This is a genomic window from Arthrobacter jinronghuae (assembly GCF_025244825.1).
In the GTDB taxonomy this organism is placed as follows: Bacteria; Actinomycetota; Actinomycetes; order Actinomycetales; family Micrococcaceae; genus Arthrobacter_B; species Arthrobacter_B jinronghuae.
Map to the genome: position 1 here is coordinate 2,748,497 of NZ_CP104263.1, position 15,663 is coordinate 2,764,159.

The following is a 15,663-nucleotide window of genomic DNA, read 5'->3' on the forward strand; positions in this document are numbered from 1 at the left end:
TCAATGTTTCCGGTGAGGGCGGCATTTCTATTGAATCAGACGAAGAATCTATACATTAAACCTAAACTCGACCACATCGCCGTCGGCCATAACGTAGTCCTTGCCTTCGATGCGGACCTTGCCGCGGGACTTGGCCTCAGCCATGGAGCCGGCGTCGACCAGGTCGTCGAAGGAGACAACTTCGGCCTTGATGAAGCCGCGCTGGAAGTCGGAGTGGATGACGCCGGCAGCCTGGGGTGCGGTGTCGCCCTTGCGGATGGTCCAGGCGCGGGTTTCCTTGGGGCCGGCGGTCAGGTAGGTCTGCAGGCCGAGGGTGTGGAAGCCGACGCGGGCCAGCTGGTCCAGGCCGGATTCTTCCTGGCCGTTCATTTCCAGCATTTCGCGGGCTTCTTCTTCGTCCAGCTCCACCAGGTCGGCTTCGAGCTTGGCGTCGAGGAAGATCGCGTCCGCCGGTGCCACCAGTTCGCGCAGTTCGGCCTGGCGGTCCGGGTTGCCCAGCACGGCGTCGTCGACGTTGAACACGTAGATGAACGGCTTGGCGGTGAGCAGGCTCAGCTCGCGCAGGTGCTCCATGTCCAGCTTGTCGCTGGCCACGGAGGAGAAGATTGTGTCGCCGCGTTCCAGGACGGTGCGGGCGGCCTCCATGGCCGCCAGCTGCGCGGCGTCGCGCTTCTTGATCTTGACTTCCTTCTCCACCCGCGGGATCGCCTTTTCCAGCGTCTGCAGGTCAGCCAGGATCAGCTCGGTGTTAATGGTTTCCATGTCCGAACGCGGGTCCACCTTGCCGTCCACGTGGATGACGTCGGGGTCATCGAACACGCGGATAACCTGGGCAATGGCTTCGGCTTCGCGGATGTTGGCGAGGAACTGGTTGCCCAGCCCTTCACCCTCGGAAGCGCCCTTGACGATCCCGGCAATGTCCACGAAGGACACCGTGGCCGGGAGGATGCGCGCCGAACCGTGGATTTCGGCCAGCTTGGCCAGCCGCGGATCGGGAAGGGACACGACGCCGACGTTCGGTTCGATGGTGGCGAACGGATAGTTCGCCGCCAGCACGTTGTTGCGGGTCAGCGCATTGAACAGGGTTGATTTGCCGACGTTGGGCAGGCCGACGATGCCAATAGTAAGAGCCACGTTAGTAAATGATACCGGGCGCTAGGACTCGTCGGCACGACGGCGGCCGCCCAGGCCGCGGGAGGAGTCCCCCATGGCCTTCAGGGTGGCGCGGATTTCCTTCGGCAGGGAGAAGATGATGTCCTCTTCGGCCGTGACTACCTCTTCGACGTCGCCGTAACCGTACTGGGACAGCAGGTGCAGGACATCCTGGACCAGGTTTTCGGGAACGGAGGCACCGGACGTGACGCCGACCGTGGCCACGCCCTCGAACCAGCTTTCGTCCACCTCGTTGGCGAAGTCCACCCGGTAGGAGGCCTTGGCGCCGTACTCCAGCGCCACCTCCACCAGCCGGACGGAGTTGGAGGAGTTCGCCGAACCCACCACCAGCACCAGGTCCGCTTCCGGAGCGATCTTCTTGATGGCCGCCTGGCGGTTGGAGGTTGCGTAGCAAATGTCATCGCTGGGCGGGTCCTGCAGGGAGGGGAAACGTTCGCGCAGCAGGTTGACGGTGTGCATGGCTTCATCCACGCTCAGCGTGGTCTGGGAGAGCCAGATGACCTTGTCCGGGTCCCGGACGGTGACCTTGTCCACGTCTTCGGGACCGTTGACGATCTGCATGTGCTCCGGCGCTTCGCCGTAGGTGCCTTCGACCTCTTCGTGGCCTTCGTGGCCGATCAGCAGGATGTCGAAGTCGTCACGGGCAAAGCGGACGGCTTCGCGGTGCACCTTGGTGACCAGCGGGCACGTGGCGTCGATGGTCTGCAGGTTCCGGTCCTTGGCGGACTGGACGACGGCGGGTGAGACGCCGTGCGCTGAGAAGATCAGCCGCGCTCCCTCGGGGACCTCGTCGGTCTCATCCACGAAGATCGCACCCTTTTCCTCCAAGGTGGAGACCACGTGGAGGTTGTGGACAATCTGTTTGCGGACGTACACCGGGGGCCCGTAGGCTTCCAGCGCCTTTTCAACGGCAATGACCGCCCGGTCCACTCCGGCGCAGTAGCCGCGCGGTGCCGCAAGCAGCACGCGCCGCGGACCGAAAACGGGAGCGGCAGCTGCCACTTCCTCGGGGGTGCGGCGCCGCCGGGGCACGGTGGGCATAGGCACGGAGATAACTGTGCTGGTCATGCACCTATGCTATCGGCTGGGACTTGCGATCCCGTCCCCGTGGACGGTGGGTACGCTCACAGCAGACCTACCGCCGGGAGCCCGCCAGGACCCGCGCCAGCATCCCGGCCACGAAAGCGGCGGCCCCGGCCAGCATCAGGCCGATGGTCCAGGTGCGCAGGCTTGCCGCGGCTTCCCCGGCAAAGGCCTCGGCGAACGCGGATGCCACGGGACTGCTGAACTGCTGGGCAGAGACCTGGCCCGGCAGCATCCCCGCTCCCAGCCACAGCACTCCCCCGGCGAGCGCCACGCCCAGGCCGATCAGCGCAAAGGTGGTGGACCGGCGTCGTGCGGCGAGCAGCGCCAAGAGACCGGCGACGGCGGCAGCGAGCGCCAGCACGGGCCAGGCCTCGCCCGCCCGCCCGGCGTTTCGCAACAGCTCCGCGTGCCCGGCCCCGCCGATTTCCACGGGTACCTGCTCCACGGCCGGCACATCCACGGACAGTTCGTCCCCCACGCTGCCCGTGACAAGCGCGACCAGGGGTGCGACGTCGAGTGTCAGCGCCGCTCCCGTCCCCTCCGCGGCGTCCCCGAAGGTGAGCGCATGCGAGCGGCGCAGCGTTTCGCTCCACGCCTCGGGGTATTCCGGCAGAGTCTGGACCTGTTCCACGGCCGAGGTGATCAGCGGCTCCACCACAGAGGCCAGCGGAGCAGGCACGTCCACCGCCCCGACGGCCTCCGCGGACAGGGCCGTGGCAAGTTCCTGCTGGAAGGTCTCGTCCCGGGCCAGCGATTCGCCGAGCGAGGCAAAGCCGTTTTCCGAGACCACGTTCGTGTTCAGCCACGCCCCGCAGAAGGCCGCCGCGGTAAGCAGGACGGCGAGCAGGCCGAAGACGGCTGAGACGAATGTGCGCATAAAGAAGTTCCTTGTCCGATGGGATCCACAGGCGTTGAGGACGGCCTGCGGAACCGGACCGGGGGAAGCACCTGATAGACATTAAGTCTGGGCCGGTTCCTCCGCCGGCCCGAGAGCCAGTTCCAATCCACCGCGGGAGCATCTTCATGCAAGACGACAGCGGACCGTTGAGTCCCGAGAATACCCCGGAGCAGTCCACCCTGCCCGCCACTGCCGCGCAGACGACCCCGGAGAACCCCTGGCCGCTGGCGCTGCTTTCGAAGAACCTCAAGAGCTACATTGACCGTGCCCCCGCCACCTGGGTGGAGGGCCAGGTGATCGAGCTGAACCGCCGGGCCAACGCCTCCTACATCACCCTGCGCGACGTCGACGCCGAGGTCTCGCTCTCCCTGACGGCGTGGAGCGCGGTCATGAACCGGCTGGAGCTGCCGCTGGAGCGCGGTGCGCGGGTGGTGGCCCTGGTGAAGCCGGACTTCTGGGTCAAGACCGGACGGCTGTCCATGCAGACCCGCGACATCCGGCCCGTGGGGCTGGGCGACCTCCTGGCCCGGATTGAACGGCTGCGGCACGCCCTCGCCGCGGAAGGCCTCTTCCGGGAGGACCGCAAGCTGCCGCTGCCGCTGCTGCCGGGCCGGATCGGCCTGATCACCGGGCGGAACTCCGATGCCATGAAGGACGTGATGCGCAACGCCGCCCTGCGCTGGCCCGCCGTCGAGTTCGAGGTCAGGGAGGTGGCGGTCCAGGGCGTGAACGCCGTGGCCGAAGTGAGCCGCGCACTGGCGGAACTCGACGCCATGCCCGAAGTGGATGTCATCATCATTGCCCGCGGCGGCGGCTCGCTGGAGGACCTGCTGGCCTTCAGCCATGAGGACCTGGTCCGGGCGGTATCGGCCGCATCCACGCCGGTGGTCAGCGCCATCGGGCACGAAGCGGACCGTCCCCTGCTCGACGACGTGGCCGACCTGCGTGCCTCCACGCCCACCGACGCCGCGAAGCGGGTGGTACCGGATGTCGGTGAAGAGCTGGCCCGGATCCGCCAGTCCCGTCAGCAGCTTCGCAGGGTCCTCAACACCCTGGTGGGCAGGGAAACGGACCGACTGAACCACATCCGGTCGCGTCCCGCCCTGGCGGCGCCGCAGTCCATGGTGGAGCGGCGCCAGGAAGAGATCTCCCGCCTGCGCTCCCGGGCCATGTCCGCCATCACCGCAGAGGTCCGGCGGGACGCTGACCGGATCGGGCACCTGCGCGCCCAGGTCCGCGCGCTTTCCCCGCAGAACACCCTGGACCGCGGTTACGCGGTGGTCCAGTTGCAGGACGGCTCCGTAGTGCGCGACGCCGGCACGGTGCCGGCCGCCGCACAGCTGCGGATCCGCGTCGCCGTCGGTGAACTGACCGCCACCGAAGGCACCCGGTAGCCCGCGTCCCCGCCGCTCCCCTACTTACCAACCCCGCTTACCAACCCAGCAAGCCCGTAAAGGACAAGACATGAGTGAAACACCGGCAGTACCCGCAGTACCCGCAGACATCGAGGCCATGAGCTACGAGCAGGCCCGCGACGAACTCCTCACCGTTGTAGGCCGGCTCGAAACCGGCGGCGCCAGCCTGGAGGAATCCCTGGCCCTGTGGGAGCGCGGCGAGCACCTGGCCAACCGCTGCGAATCCTGGCTCGAGGGCGCCCGCCAGCGCCTGGATGCTGCCCGCAGCTCAGCCACCGGCGAGTAGTCCAGTCAGGGCAGGGGAGAGCCCGCCGCCCCTTACGGCTTGTAGCTGGCCAGGAACTCGCCCAGCCGCGTCATGGCGTCTTCGATGTCCTCGACGTTGGGCAGGGTCACCATCCGGAAGTGGTCCGGCCGCACCCAGTTGAACGCAGTGCCGACGGACACCAGGATCTTCTGCTGCTTCAGCAGGTCCAGGGCGAACTGTTCGTCGTCCTTGATCGGATAGACCTCGGGGTCCAGGCGCGGGAACAGGTACAGGGCACCCTGCGCCAGCTCACAGCTGACGCCGGGGATGTCGTTGAGCATCTGGTGCGCCTTGTCGCGCTGGGCCCGCAGCCGACCGCCGGGCAGGATCAGGTCATTGATGCTCTGGTACCCGCCGAGCGCGGTCTGGATGGCGTGCTGGGCCGGCACATTCGCGCACAGGCGCATGTTTGCCAGGAGGTTGATGCCTTCGATGTAATCCGCTGCGTCCTGTTTCGGACCGGAGATGGCCATCCAGCCGCTGCGGTAGCCGGCTATCCGGTAGGCCTTGGACAGGCCGCTGAATGTCAGGCACAGGACGTCGTCGCCGGTGACCGTGGCCGCGTTGACGTGCACGGCGTCGTCGTACAGGATCTTTTCGTAGATTTCGTCCGAGAAGATGATCAGGCCGTGCTTGCGGGCCAGGTCCACGATCGACTTCACCACGTGCTCCGGGTACACGGCACCGGTGGGGTTGTTCGGGTTGATCAGGACAATGCCCTTGGTCCGGTCGGTGATCTTCGAGGCCAGGTCTTCCACGTCCGGCCACCAGTGCTCGGATTCGTCGCACATGTAATGCACCGCCGTGCCGCCGGCCAGCGAGACCGAAGCGGTCCACAGCGGATAGTCCGGGGCGGGAACGAGGATCTCGTCGCCGTTGTTCAGCAGCGCCTGCAGCGAGAGCGTGATCAGTTCGCTGACCCCGTTGCCCAGGTACACGTCGTCGACGTCGATGTTGTTGATGCCGCGGCCCTGGTAGTACTGCACCACGGCGGTGCGGGCGGAAAAGATGCCGCGGGAATCGCTGTAGCCCTGGGCCTTGGGCAGGTGCCGCATCATGTCCACCAGGATCGCTTCCGGCGCTTCGAAGCCGAACGGCGCGGGATTGCCGATATTCAACTTGAGGATCCGGTGGCCTGCTGCTTCCATCCGCTGCGCGTGTTCGAGCAACGGTCCACGGATGTCATACAGGACGTTGTGGAGTTTATGCGACTGCTTGAATTCTGCCATTTCCTTAGGATGCCACAGGGCGGCGCCCTCGCAGCGTATGTTTCGCTGCGAGGGCGCCGCCGCCGTTCAACCGTTCCTGCCGCAGGTCAGGCCAGGCCCTTTTCCTCCAGCCAGTCCTGGGCGGCGTCGGCCGGGTCGAGTTTCTGGTCACCGCTGACTGCCTGGTTCAGGGCAATCAGGTCCTCCGTGGTCAGCTGCGCTGAGACCTCGTTGAGCACGTCCCGGGCCTCGTCGCTCACGCGGTCATCGGCGATCAGCGGGATGACCTGCTGGGCCGGCCAGTTCTGCTTCGGGTCTTCCAGGACCACCAGTCCGTTTTCCTCGATGGCGGGAGTGGTGGTGTAGATGTCGGCCACCTGCACGTCGTCGTTCAGCAGGGCATCAACGGTCAGGGGACCGCCGCTGTCGCCGATGGCGGTGAATTCCTTGAACTCGCAGCCGTACTTCTCCTTCAGCCCGGCCAGCCCCTGGGTCCGCTCCGCGAACTCGGCAGGCGCGCCGAGGGTCAGCTCACCGCACACCTTCGCCAGGTCCTCAATGGACTCGAGCTGGTACTTCTCGGCGGTGGCCGCGGTGACCACCATGGCGTCCTTGTCCTCGGCCTCGGAAGGCTCCAGGACCACCAGGTTCTCCGGCAGCTTCTCCCCGAGGGAATCCACGATCTCGCCGGCGTCCACCAGGTCCGTTTCCGGGTCCGCGTGGACCAGCAGGGCTCCGGTGTACTCGGGAATCAGGTCGATCGAGCCGTCCTCCAGGGCCGGGACATAGACCTCCCGCGACCCGATGCCGAGGCGGGTCTCCGCCTCGATGCCGGCCGCGTTGAGGGCCCCGGCGTAGATCTCGGCGATGGTGCTGCTCTCCGGGAAGTCCGCCGAGCCCACCACCAGCGTCTGCTCGGTGCTGCTGCCGGAGGCTTCCGCCGTGGTTTCATTCTCCAGCGGATCCCCTCCTCCGCTGCAACCGGCCAGGGCCAGGGCCATTCCGCCGGCCAGGACGGCCAGGGCCTTCCGCCGTGCATTGGGACGCGGGTGCTGCATCATTGTTTTCCTCCTTGTGCGCCGACGGCGGGGACTCCGCTGCCGGTCGGTTTGCCGGCCGCTTCTAGGCGGCCGAGTCCTGACGGGATCAGAAAGCGTGATCCCAACGCAATCACGGCATCCACGGCGAGCGCCAGCAGGGCAATGATGACCGCTCCGCCGAAGACCCGCCCGTAGTCCCCCACCGCCAGGCCGTCGATCAGGTAGCGGCCCAGCCCGCCCAGGTTGATCGTTGCCACCACGGCCGCCGTCGCCACCACCTGCAGGGTGGCCCCGCGCAGCCCGCCCAGGATCACCCGCATCCCGTTGGGAACCTCCACCCGGAACAGCACCTGCAACTCGCTCATGCCCAGGCTGCGGGCGGCGTCGACGACGGTCCGGTCCACCGAGGCGACTCCGGCGTAGGTGCCGGCCAGCAGGGGCGGGACAGCCAGGAGGACCAGTGACCAGATGGGCGGCATCAGGCCCAGCCCGGCCAGCAGGACGAACAGGGTGAGCATGCCCAGGGTGGGCAGTGCCCGCAGCAGCCCGGAGACTGCCACAACGGCCACCTGCCCGCGGCCGGTGTGCCCGATGAACAGGCCCAGCGGCACCGCGATGAGCGCGGCGATCAGCAGGGCCAGCCCGGTGTACTGCAGGTGTTCCAGGGTCCGTACCGGGATGCCGGCCGGGCCGGCCCAGTTGGCCGGATCCATCAGCCATCCCCAGCCCTGCCCGAGGGGGTTGGTGCTGGTGTAGTCGGTGCGCGGAATGCCGACCATGCCTATGCCCCCTTCAGTGCGACGTCGGGTGCGGCCGCCACCGGCGCCGGCCGGGCGCTGGGTGCCGGGCCTCCGCCGTCCGTGCCGCCGTTGCAGTTGGCGCGGCTCCGCCCGGCCCGCCCGGCGCGGCCGGATACACCGGCGCGGGTCCAGGGCGTGAGCAGCCGCAGCACCAGGACCAGGAGCAGGTCCATCAGGAAGGCCAGGACGAGGGTGGCGATGATCCCCACCACGATCTCGGTGAGGAAAAAGCGGCGCAGGCCGTCGGTGAAGAAGAACCCCAGGTTTTCGACGCCGATCAGGGCACCCACGCTGACCATGGAGATGTTGCTGACCGAGACCACGCGCAGCCCGGCGATGAGTACCGGAACGGACAGCGGCAGGTCCACCGTGAGGAACCGGCGCAGCGGCCGGTAGCCCATGGCCACCGCGGCTTGCCGGACGCCGTCGTCAACGGAGTCGAACGCGTCGATGCCCACCCGCAGCATCAGGGCCACGGCATAAATGGTCAGGGCCACGATGATGTTGGCGAGGTCCAGGATCCGGGTGCCCAGGATGGCCGGGAGGGTAACGAACAGGGCCAGCGACGGAATGGTGTACAGCAGCGAGCCTGCGGACAGGACGAAGCCCCGGACCTTCCGCCGGCCGCGCACCAGCTGTGCCAGGGGAAGGGCAATCAGGACGCCGAGAACCAGGGGCAGTACCGACTGGTAGAGGTGCAGCCCGCCGAGCCGGAAGACGTCGTCGGTGTGGGCCAGGAACCATTCCATCTCAGCTCCCGGTCCGCTGCAGGCGGGCTGCCTCGATCAGGGCCAGGATTTCCGTGGCCTGTACGACGCCGGTTACGCGCCCGTCCGCGTCCACGGCCACGCCCAGCCCGGACGGGGAGGACAGGGCAGCGTCCAGTGCGCGGCGCAGGCTTGTGCCGGCCGGGTAGAGGGAGCCGCCCGGCACCAGGTCCGCGGTGGTGGTGACTGCGTGGCGGCGTCCGGGCGGCACCCAGCCCAGCGGCGCGCCGTCGGCATCCACGCACAGCGCCCAGCCGCCGTCGGCCGCTGCACTCCGGTCCGCACTCCGGTCCGCCAGCCGGTCAGCGGCAATCACCTGCACCGGATGCAGGGGCACGGCGTTTCCGTCCTGGAAGGAGAGGTGCCGGAAGCCGCGGTCCCGCCCTACGAAACCCGCCACGAAGTCATCGACCGGCGCCCGGAGGATCTCCTCGGGAGCGGCATACTGGGCGAGCCTGCCGCCGGTGGCGAAGACGGCCACCTTGTCCCCCAGGATGGTGGCTTCGTCAATGTCGTGGGTGACGAAGACTATGGTCTTGGACAGTTCCTGCTGGAGCCGCAGGAGCTCGTCCTGCAGCTCGGCCCGGACCACCGGGTCCACGGCGCTGAAGGGTTCGTCCATCAGCAGTACCGGCGGATCCGCGGCCAGGGCACGGGCAACCCCCACGCGCTGCTGCTGGCCGCCGGAAAGCTGGGCGGGATATCTGGTCCCGAGGCTGGACGCGAGTCCGACGACGTCGAGCAGTTCCGCGGCCCGGCGCCGTGCGTCCCGCCGCGGGGTGCCGTTGAGGCGCGGCACGGTGGCCACGTTGTCCAGCACGGTGCGGTGCGGCAGCAGGCCGGAGGACTGCATGACGTACCCCATGGAACGCCGCAGCTGCGCGGCCTTGACGGTGGAGATGTCCTGGCCGTCAACTTCGATGGTGCCCGACGTCGGCTCCACCATCCGGTTGATCATGCGCAGGGAGGTGGTTTTCCCGCAGCCGGACGGGCCGACGAAAACCGTAATGGAACCGCGCTCAATGTCCAGGTCCAGGTTCCGGACCGCCGGCGCAGCATCGCCGTAGGTCTTGGTCACCGAACGGAACCGGATCATCGGCTGTCCGGCAGCGCTGGACCGCGTGCCGGGTTCGGTTCGTTGGCGGGTAGCGGGTTCTCGCGGCTCAGTCATGGTGCATGCCTTCCGTGGGGGCTCCGGTGTGCAGGGGCAACTCGCGACGTGCCGTGAAGCATCACGGTATTTCACACGTGCGGCGGTAGTCCAGCGTCAAGAGGGTCCGGCGTCCAGCAAGCGCAGTCCCGTATCAACCAGTTCGGTCCGGTCCAGGGCAGGAACCTGGTCCAGCGGTATCCAGGCGGCCTCGTCCGTGCTGCCGCCTAGTTCGTGGCGCAGGGAGCCGCCGGTGAGCGTGGCCCGGTAAATGATCCGCAGGGCATGCAGCATGCGGGGTTCGCCGCGCATGCGCTTTTCCGCGGGGATGAAAATGCTGTCCACTCCCAGCAGCCCTTGGAGCTGGGCCTCGTAGCCGGTTTCCTCCCGGACCTCCCGTACTGCCGCTACCGGGGCAGTCTCACCCAGTTCCAATCCGCCGCCAGGGAGGGTCCAGCGCCGGTTGCCGTGCTGGTTCCAGTGCGCCAGGAGCAGCTGCCCGTCACGGACGATCACCGCGTACGCCCCGACGCGGACGTCAAAGTCAGCGGCCATTGCCGTTGCCTGTGCCGGCGGCGCCGCGGCCCGCGGAACCGGGGCGGAGAGAGTCGGCGGAACCGTTCCCCAGCAGGTAAGCCACTCCGAAAACGGGATCGGCAGTGAGGAAGCGGATGTCCGTCAGCCCGGCTGCGGAGAGCCGGCCGGTCAGCAGTTCCTGCAGCAGCGGCTGGTGCATGCCAAGCCCGCCGCCGATCACTACGGGGCCGCCGATGTGCAGCAGACCGGCCACGTCGAGGATGAGCCCGGCCAGGTGTTCCGCGGACTCGTTGACGATCTCGATGGCCGGCTGGTTTCCTTCCAGCGCCGCCTTGAAGACCAGTCCCGCCTTCCCGGCCCAGTAGCGGCGGTCGGTGGCGCCGTGGAACAGGCCGATCAGCGCGTCGGGGTCCGCGACGCCGCAGGCGCTCAGCAGGGCAAGGCTGAGGGAATCCGGCGCGATTTCCAGGTTGCTGCGGCGGAGGGTGTGGCGGGCGGCTTCGCGGCCAATCCAGTAGCCGCTGCCCTCGTCTCCGAGGAGATAGCCCCAGCCTCCCGACCGGGCCTGCCGCCCGGAGCCGTTGATGCCCCAGGCCACGGAGCCGGTGCCGGCAATGACGGCAATGCCCTCCGAGGCTTGCCCTGCCGCGAGGATCAGCCGCGTGTCATGAATGACGTCCACGACGGCGCCGGGGACGTGCTCGGCGATGAGTGCGCGCAGGGCGGCTGCATCCTGCGCGGTGTCCACTCCCCCGGACCCGGCGATTACCCGGCCGACGCCGTCGGTTCCCAGCGCGGCGAAAACTTCCGCAAGGCACTCCCGTGCCGTCTCCACCGGGACGTTCTGCACGTTGGCGCTGCCGGCCACGAAGTCGGCTTTAACGGTGCCGCCGTGCAGGCGGATGCCGTGGGTCTTGGTACCGCCGATGTCGAGGCCGATGGTGTCGGGGCCGGCGTCGTTGGTGGCCGGAGGAGGGAATGCTTGCATTCGTCCACCCTACTTTCCCGCGGCCGCCGGGCGAACCTAGCCGGCGGTGCTCCGGCGCCGGTTCCGCCGCAGGCTCAGGACGGCCAGGGTCAGGCAGGCGGCGGTGATCAGTCCCGAGAACCAGGCCACCGAGACGTCCAGCCCCCAGATCCCGCCTGCCGCTCCTAGTCCCAGCACCGGGATGGCGCTGCCGAGGTAGGTGATGACATAGACCGTGCTGATGATCCGGGCGTGTTCGGCTGCCTCCACGGCTGCGGCCACTTCGTTGAAGACCACGCGGAACGCCATGCCCTGCCCGAAGCCGGCCATCAGGCAGGCAACGGTCAGGAGCACGAGGCTTCCGGTGGCACCGGCCACCGGAATCAACGCGATGCCGGTGCCCATGGCTGTCAGTCCGACGGGTGCCGTGTACCGCCCGCGGATCCCGGTGAGCTGGCTGACCGCGGACGCTCCGAGAGCAAGGGCGGCCAGCAGTCCGATGGCGGGCCGCCACGTGGTGCCCGCGATGGAGGAGAAGTAGGTGGGTGCCAGCGACAGGCAGAACCCGAAGGCCGCGAAGCTGAGGAACCCGGTGGTGGAGGCAATCCAGAACTGGCTGCGTGCGCGGTGGGAGACTGCGGGCTTGCGCGGACGCAGCATGGCCAGCGGCCCGCCTTCCGCCAGGGAAATGGCCGGGCGGGCCTTCAGCATGCAGAGCGGAATCAGGAGCACTGCCAGGACCGCCGAGTGGATCAGGAAGGGCGTCATGGTTGGCGCGGGCAGCAGGGACAGGAGCCCGCCGATGACCGGCCCGGCCGCCACGCCTCCTGCCGAAACCAGCAGGGTAAAGCGGGTGGCCCATTCCGGCCGGTGCGGCAGCAGTTCCCGCAGCGCAGCCGAGCTGGCTCCGGTGGCGAGGGCAACCGAGGCGCCTTGCAGCGCCCGCCCGAGCATCAGGGTGCCGACTCCGGTGGCGGTGCCGAAGATCAATCCGCCGGCAAGGGAAACAACGGCGGCCAGTACCATTGCGGCGCGGCGGCCGATGTAGTCGGACCAGTGGCCCACCAGCAGCAGGCCGGCAACCAGGACCAGGACGTAGGACGTGAACGCCATCGTCACGCCGAAGTAGGACAGGCCCAGGGACTGGCCGAGCAGCGGATACAGCGGGGTTGCGAGGTTGGCGCCGATCAACAGCGTGCTCATTACGGCCAGCGTCAGGAGCAGCCGGGGGCGGATGGCCGCGTCCCACTCCTTCCGCCTGGTGCGGGCGGCGGGCTGCATGCGCAGCTCACTGAGCACTGTCACGGGGCACTTCCATCCTATTTGTAGCTAATGCCTCTACAGGATGAAGTGTCTCGGAGCAGGGTAGGCACATTAGAGTGTTCTTTTGAGCGAATTGTTCAATATCGTTACGAGCAGCTGACAGGAGATGCGCGAGATGGCCAATCTGGACCCGCTGGACCGCAGACTGCTGCTGGAACTGGTGCGCGATCCCCGGGCACAGATCAGCGACCTCAGCGAGCGGCTCGGTGTGGCCCGCAACACCGCCCAGGCCCACGTCCGGCACCTTCTGCGGGCCGGGGTCATCCGCCGGTCGGGGCGCGACGTCGATCTGACGCAGTTGGGCTATGACGTGCAGGCATTCGTCACCATCGAGGTGAACCACCGTGAACTCGACGGCGTCATCTCCGGGCTCCGTACCCTCCCCCAGGTTTTGGAAGTGCATGAGATCTCCGGCCGCGGTGACGTGTGGTGCCGGTTGACCGCCACGGATACCCAGCAGCTGCAGCAGGCCCTGCGCTCCGTCCTTCGGATCAAGGGCGTGATCCGTACGGAAACGGTCCTGGCCCTGCATGAGCACATCCCGTACCGCACCGAACCGCTGCTGGAAAAACTGGTCCCGCCGGCCCCCTGAGTCCGGCGGCTGCCGCTGTTATCGATCAGCGGCACGAAGCAGTTGCTGCGCCGCTTCGAGCCGGATCCCGGCATTCCGTGTCCGGCTTCTGCCGTTCGCGGCGCGGGCACCGGACACGAGGGTCAGTACGACGCCGGCCGTCCTGGCGTTCAGCGCGGCCGGGTCCGCCGCGTCCTCGAAGACCCGGCGGAAATCGGCGAGTGCCCGTCCGAGCTGCGGGCGTGTTGGATTGGCTGCCGCCAGGACTGCCAGGTGCCCCAGCAGGCAGGCCAGATCGTCGACCCGGCGGCCGGGGCCCAGACCGTCAATGTCCAGCAGCCCGGTGACCCTGCCCCCGCTGAGCAGGAGGTTTCCCTCATGGAAGTCGCCGTGGACCGGCACCAGGGGGCCGGCCGGGGCCGATTCCACCACGCCCCGGATGCGCCGCGCCAGATCGAAGATACTGTTTTGCTCCCCGGGGAGGACTGCGGCGGCGGCTGCGGCATAATCCTCGGCCCGGTCGGCCCAGGACCGGCGCAGCGGCAGGTCCAGCGCACCGGACGGCAACGCCTCCAGCAGGTCCAGCAGGGCTTCGGGCCGCACCGCGGCTTCGGTATCCTCAACCAGCAGCCGGAAGAGGGAGGTGCCGGGCAGCGGGCTGAGGATGACCGCCTCACGGTCCGGGCCGGAAGCGCCGGGCAGGAGCCGCGGAGCCGGCACGCCGCTGCCCTCGAGGAGCCGGTGGCGCCGGCGCAGGGCAGGCAGTTGCTCCCGCGGGAGGAGCTTCAGATAAGCGGCTTCGTCAAAGTGCTGCGCCCGGATTACTGCCCGTCTCAGCGGCCGGTAGGCAACGAGCGATAACCTCGCCGGTTCGCCGGTACCAAACACGTCCCTCGCCACGGCATCGGCGTCGGTGGCCCAGGGCAGGGACCTAAGTACGGGGTCATGCGGGTGGAACCACAGGCGCAGGTCCAGCCCGGCAATCCGTGCCGTGGCGACGTCGGGTCCGGCGGCGACGTCCCCTGTCGTGGCACCGAGGTGCAGGGTCAGGGCGTCATCGGCTGCCGGTCCCGGCCCCGTCCGGCGGCACTGCACCCGGTAAAGGGCCGAGACAGCTCCTCCCGGCCGGTGGTGGCTCCGCAGGTGTTCCCAGCGTTGAAGCGCCAGCCCGTGGGACCGAAGCAGGTCCTGCAGGGGTCCCCGCATCGCCGGGCCCGCCAGGACGGCGACAGCTTCCACGGCCCGTCCGCGGCCGGACCTGGGCTCGACTGGCACGGCGGCGGGTGCCGTGGCCTGCGTCTCGGCGCCTAGGCCCGCCGGCGCGACAGGACGTCGTCGAGGTTGATCTTGCCGGTTTCCGGGCGCGCCTGCTGCGCATGCGCGGTGGCGGGAGCGGGTGTGGAGGCGGGACGCAGCGGTGTCTTGGTCAGGGGCCGGGGGGTTTCAGGAAGGACGATCGGTTCGGGCGCCGGTCGCTCTGCCTTGGGCGCATCTACGTAAATGGGTTTCGGGAGTTCTACGGGCTGCCACGGCGTGGTGCTGGGCTTGGCCGGGGGCTGGACGGGGGCTGCAGCCACCTTCAGGGCCTCCGTGCGCAGTTCCTCGGCAGTAACGCGGGCAGGGGGCGCTGTGCTTTCGTCAGGTACGGCAGCGGACTCGCGGTCAAACAGAACGGTTTCAGGCTGCGGCTCAGTTTCCGGTGCCGCGGGTGCCTGCACGTCGTCGGGCTCCGCGGCGGCCCGGTTCTGCGTATAGCGGGGCTCCGGGCCCATGGCGGCACGGAAAGCGTCTTCCACCCGACGCCTGCGGTCCCGCAGGGCGAGCGAGCGGAGCATCGCAACCACCGCGGCCACGACTGCCAGGCCGGCTACGGGAAGGAACCAGGATACGGAGGTGAAGGCTGCCAGCAGTGTGCCGACTACAACGGCAAGGATGCCAAGAAGGCCGCTGGCCGCCAGGACGGTCCGGCCGGTGCGGATCCGGAAAGCAGGTCCCGGCTGCTCCGGGCGAACGTCCGGCTGCTCCTGGCTCTGGAACTGTGCTGCCCCGCCCCCGCTGGGTGTAGTGCTGATGTTGTTCATGATGATCCCCTGGGACCCCTTGTCCGGTGAGGCGGGCGGGCGGATGGTGTTGGCGGCTGGACGGTCGGCGGTAACTGCCGCCCGTGCCGTAGACGGTGCTGCTGTCTGTGTTGTTGCCTGTGGTGCTGCTGTCTGTGCGATTGTCTCGGCCGCGGAAGTAGCTGGACGACGGAGGAAATACGGACCTACCCAAACCAGCCACAGTGCAACGGCCAGTGCCAGCACGAGTGAGCTGTTCAGTGAGCTGTTCAGTGACCCGGTCAGCGACCCGATCAGTGAGCTGTTAATAGGGAAGTCCACACTTACGACCGTAGAAGCTCCGGGCGCCCGGCACGTGCAT

16 protein-coding genes are annotated in these 15,663 nt (G+C 68.3%); 3 read left to right on the top strand and 13 right to left on the bottom strand.

Annotated elements, in window-relative coordinates:
• Positions 1 to 48 precede the first annotated feature (48 nt).
• The 3 genes from ychF to N2K98_RS12855 all read right to left on the bottom strand — a co-directional run bounded on the left by ychF (position 49) and on the right by N2K98_RS12855 (position 3,136).
• Positions 49 to 1,134 (bottom strand): redox-regulated ATPase YchF, encoded by a 1,086-nt coding sequence (gene ychF / locus N2K98_RS12845; protein WP_255865070.1) that lies wholly within the window; start codon positions 1,132 to 1,134, stop codon positions 49 to 51.
• Positions 1,135 to 1,155: 21 nt separating this feature from the next.
• Entirely contained in the window at positions 1,156 to 2,241 is a 1,086-nt protein-coding gene (locus N2K98_RS12850; protein WP_255865069.1) for a 4-hydroxy-3-methylbut-2-enyl diphosphate reductase, read from the bottom strand.
• A 67-nt stretch (positions 2,242 to 2,308) separates the two neighbouring features.
• On the bottom strand, positions 2,309 to 3,136 hold the full coding sequence (locus tag N2K98_RS12855; RefSeq protein WP_255865068.1) for a hypothetical protein: 828 nt from the start codon (positions 3,134 to 3,136) through the stop codon (positions 2,309 to 2,311).
• Positions 3,137 to 3,282: 146 nt separating this feature from the next.
• Between N2K98_RS12855 and xseA the strand changes: the two genes are divergently transcribed.
• Both xseA and N2K98_RS12865 read left to right on the top strand, forming a co-directional pair.
• Positions 3,283 to 4,551 (top strand): exodeoxyribonuclease VII large subunit, encoded by a 1,269-nt coding sequence (gene xseA, locus N2K98_RS12860; RefSeq protein ID WP_229949866.1) that lies wholly within the window; start codon positions 3,283 to 3,285, stop codon positions 4,549 to 4,551.
• Between the two features lie 70 nt (positions 4,552 to 4,621).
• The gene (locus N2K98_RS12865) at positions 4,622 to 4,858 is read left to right on the top strand and encodes an exodeoxyribonuclease VII small subunit (protein WP_229949868.1); all 237 of its coding nucleotides are present in this window, start codon (positions 4,622 to 4,624) and stop codon (positions 4,856 to 4,858) included.
• A gap of 32 nt (positions 4,859 to 4,890) precedes the next feature.
• Here N2K98_RS12865 and N2K98_RS12870 read toward each other — a convergent pair whose 3' ends face one another.
• The 8 genes from N2K98_RS12870 to N2K98_RS12905 form a co-directional block, all read right to left on the bottom strand.
• A complete protein-coding gene (locus N2K98_RS12870) occupies positions 4,891 to 6,108 on the bottom strand; it encodes a pyridoxal phosphate-dependent aminotransferase (RefSeq protein ID WP_255865067.1) in 1,218 nt (405 codons plus the stop codon).
• Between the two features lie 86 nt (positions 6,109 to 6,194).
• Positions 6,195 to 7,145 carry an ABC transporter substrate-binding protein gene (locus N2K98_RS12875; RefSeq protein ID WP_255865163.1) on the bottom strand — a complete coding sequence of 317 codons (951 nt, stop codon included), beginning with the start codon at positions 7,143 to 7,145 and terminating at the stop codon, positions 6,195 to 6,197.
• Complete coding sequence (locus N2K98_RS12880) at positions 7,145 to 7,906, bottom strand: ABC transporter permease (protein ID WP_255865066.1); 762 nt, start codon at positions 7,904 to 7,906, stop codon at positions 7,145 to 7,147. Before N2K98_RS12880 ends, N2K98_RS12875 begins: the two co-directional genes overlap by 1 nt.
• 2 nt (positions 7,907 to 7,908) lie before the next feature.
• Positions 7,909 to 8,676, bottom strand: a complete 768-nt coding sequence (locus N2K98_RS12885; RefSeq protein ID WP_255865065.1) for an ABC transporter permease — start codon at positions 8,674 to 8,676, stop codon at positions 7,909 to 7,911.
• Between the two features lies 1 nt (position 8,677).
• Positions 8,678 to 9,790 (bottom strand): ABC transporter ATP-binding protein, encoded by a 1,113-nt coding sequence (locus N2K98_RS12890; protein WP_255865162.1) that lies wholly within the window; start codon positions 9,788 to 9,790, stop codon positions 8,678 to 8,680.
• A gap of 171 nt (positions 9,791 to 9,961) precedes the next feature.
• Positions 9,962 to 10,399 (bottom strand): NUDIX hydrolase, encoded by a 438-nt coding sequence (locus N2K98_RS12895; RefSeq protein WP_255865064.1) that lies wholly within the window; start codon positions 10,397 to 10,399, stop codon positions 9,962 to 9,964.
• The gene (locus N2K98_RS12900; protein WP_255865063.1) at positions 10,389 to 11,369 is read right to left on the bottom strand and encodes an N-acetylglucosamine kinase; all 981 of its coding nucleotides are present in this window, start codon (positions 11,367 to 11,369) and stop codon (positions 10,389 to 10,391) included. Before N2K98_RS12900 ends, N2K98_RS12895 begins: the two co-directional genes overlap by 11 nt.
• Positions 11,370 to 11,405: 36 nt before the next feature.
• Positions 11,406 to 12,653, bottom strand: a complete 1,248-nt coding sequence (locus N2K98_RS12905) for an MFS transporter (RefSeq protein WP_255865062.1) — start codon at positions 12,651 to 12,653, stop codon at positions 11,406 to 11,408.
• A gap of 133 nt (positions 12,654 to 12,786) precedes the next feature.
• Between N2K98_RS12905 and N2K98_RS12910 the strand changes: the two genes are divergently transcribed.
• The gene (locus tag N2K98_RS12910; protein ID WP_229949877.1) at positions 12,787 to 13,263 is read left to right on the top strand and encodes an Lrp/AsnC family transcriptional regulator; all 477 of its coding nucleotides are present in this window, start codon (positions 12,787 to 12,789) and stop codon (positions 13,261 to 13,263) included.
• A gap of 18 nt (positions 13,264 to 13,281) precedes the next feature.
• Here N2K98_RS12910 and N2K98_RS12915 read toward each other — a convergent pair whose 3' ends face one another.
• Positions 13,282 to 14,481: a phosphotransferase gene (locus N2K98_RS12915; RefSeq protein ID WP_255865061.1), complete on the bottom strand. Its 1,200-nt coding sequence runs from the start codon at positions 14,479 to 14,481 to the stop codon at positions 13,282 to 13,284.
• 68 nt (positions 14,482 to 14,549) lie between these two features.
• Positions 14,550 to 15,623: a hypothetical protein gene (locus N2K98_RS12920; RefSeq protein ID WP_255865060.1), complete on the bottom strand. Its 1,074-nt coding sequence runs from the start codon at positions 15,621 to 15,623 to the stop codon at positions 14,550 to 14,552.
• Between the last annotated feature and the right edge of the window lie 40 nt (positions 15,624 to 15,663).

What these genes read in the sequence shown, in the direction of transcription:
- N2K98_RS12850 (WP_255865069.1), bottom strand. Translation starts at nt 2,241, where the DNA reads ATGACCAGCACAGTTATCTCCGTGCCTATGCCCACCGTGCCCCGGCGG.
- N2K98_RS12855 (WP_255865068.1), bottom strand. Translation starts at nt 3,136, where the DNA reads ATGCGCACATTCGTCTCAGCCGTCTTCGGCCTGCTCGCCGTCCTGCTT.
- xseA (WP_229949866.1), top strand. Translation starts at nt 3,283, where the DNA reads ATGCAAGACGACAGCGGACCGTTGAGTCCCGAGAATACCCCGGAGCAG.
- N2K98_RS12865 (WP_229949868.1), top strand. Translation starts at nt 4,622, where the DNA reads ATGAGTGAAACACCGGCAGTACCCGCAGTACCCGCAGACATCGAGGCC.
- N2K98_RS12870 (WP_255865067.1), bottom strand. Translation starts at nt 6,108, where the DNA reads ATGGCAGAATTCAAGCAGTCGCATAAACTCCACAACGTCCTGTATGAC.
- N2K98_RS12875 (WP_255865163.1), bottom strand. Translation starts at nt 7,145, where the DNA reads ATGCAGCACCCGCGTCCCAATGCACGGCGGAAGGCCCTGGCCGTCCTG.
- N2K98_RS12880 (WP_255865066.1), bottom strand. Translation starts at nt 7,906, where the DNA reads ATGGTCGGCATTCCGCGCACCGACTACACCAGCACCAACCCCCTCGGG.
- N2K98_RS12885 (WP_255865065.1), bottom strand. Translation starts at nt 8,676, where the DNA reads ATGGAATGGTTCCTGGCCCACACCGACGACGTCTTCCGGCTCGGCGGG.
- N2K98_RS12890 (WP_255865162.1), bottom strand. Translation starts at nt 9,790, where the DNA reads ATGATCCGGTTCCGTTCGGTGACCAAGACCTACGGCGATGCTGCGCCG.
- N2K98_RS12895 (WP_255865064.1), bottom strand. Translation starts at nt 10,399, where the DNA reads ATGGCCGCTGACTTTGACGTCCGCGTCGGGGCGTACGCGGTGATCGTC.
- N2K98_RS12900 (WP_255865063.1), bottom strand. Translation starts at nt 11,369, where the DNA reads ATGCAAGCATTCCCTCCTCCGGCCACCAACGACGCCGGCCCCGACACC.
- N2K98_RS12910 (WP_229949877.1), top strand. Translation starts at nt 12,787, where the DNA reads ATGGCCAATCTGGACCCGCTGGACCGCAGACTGCTGCTGGAACTGGTG.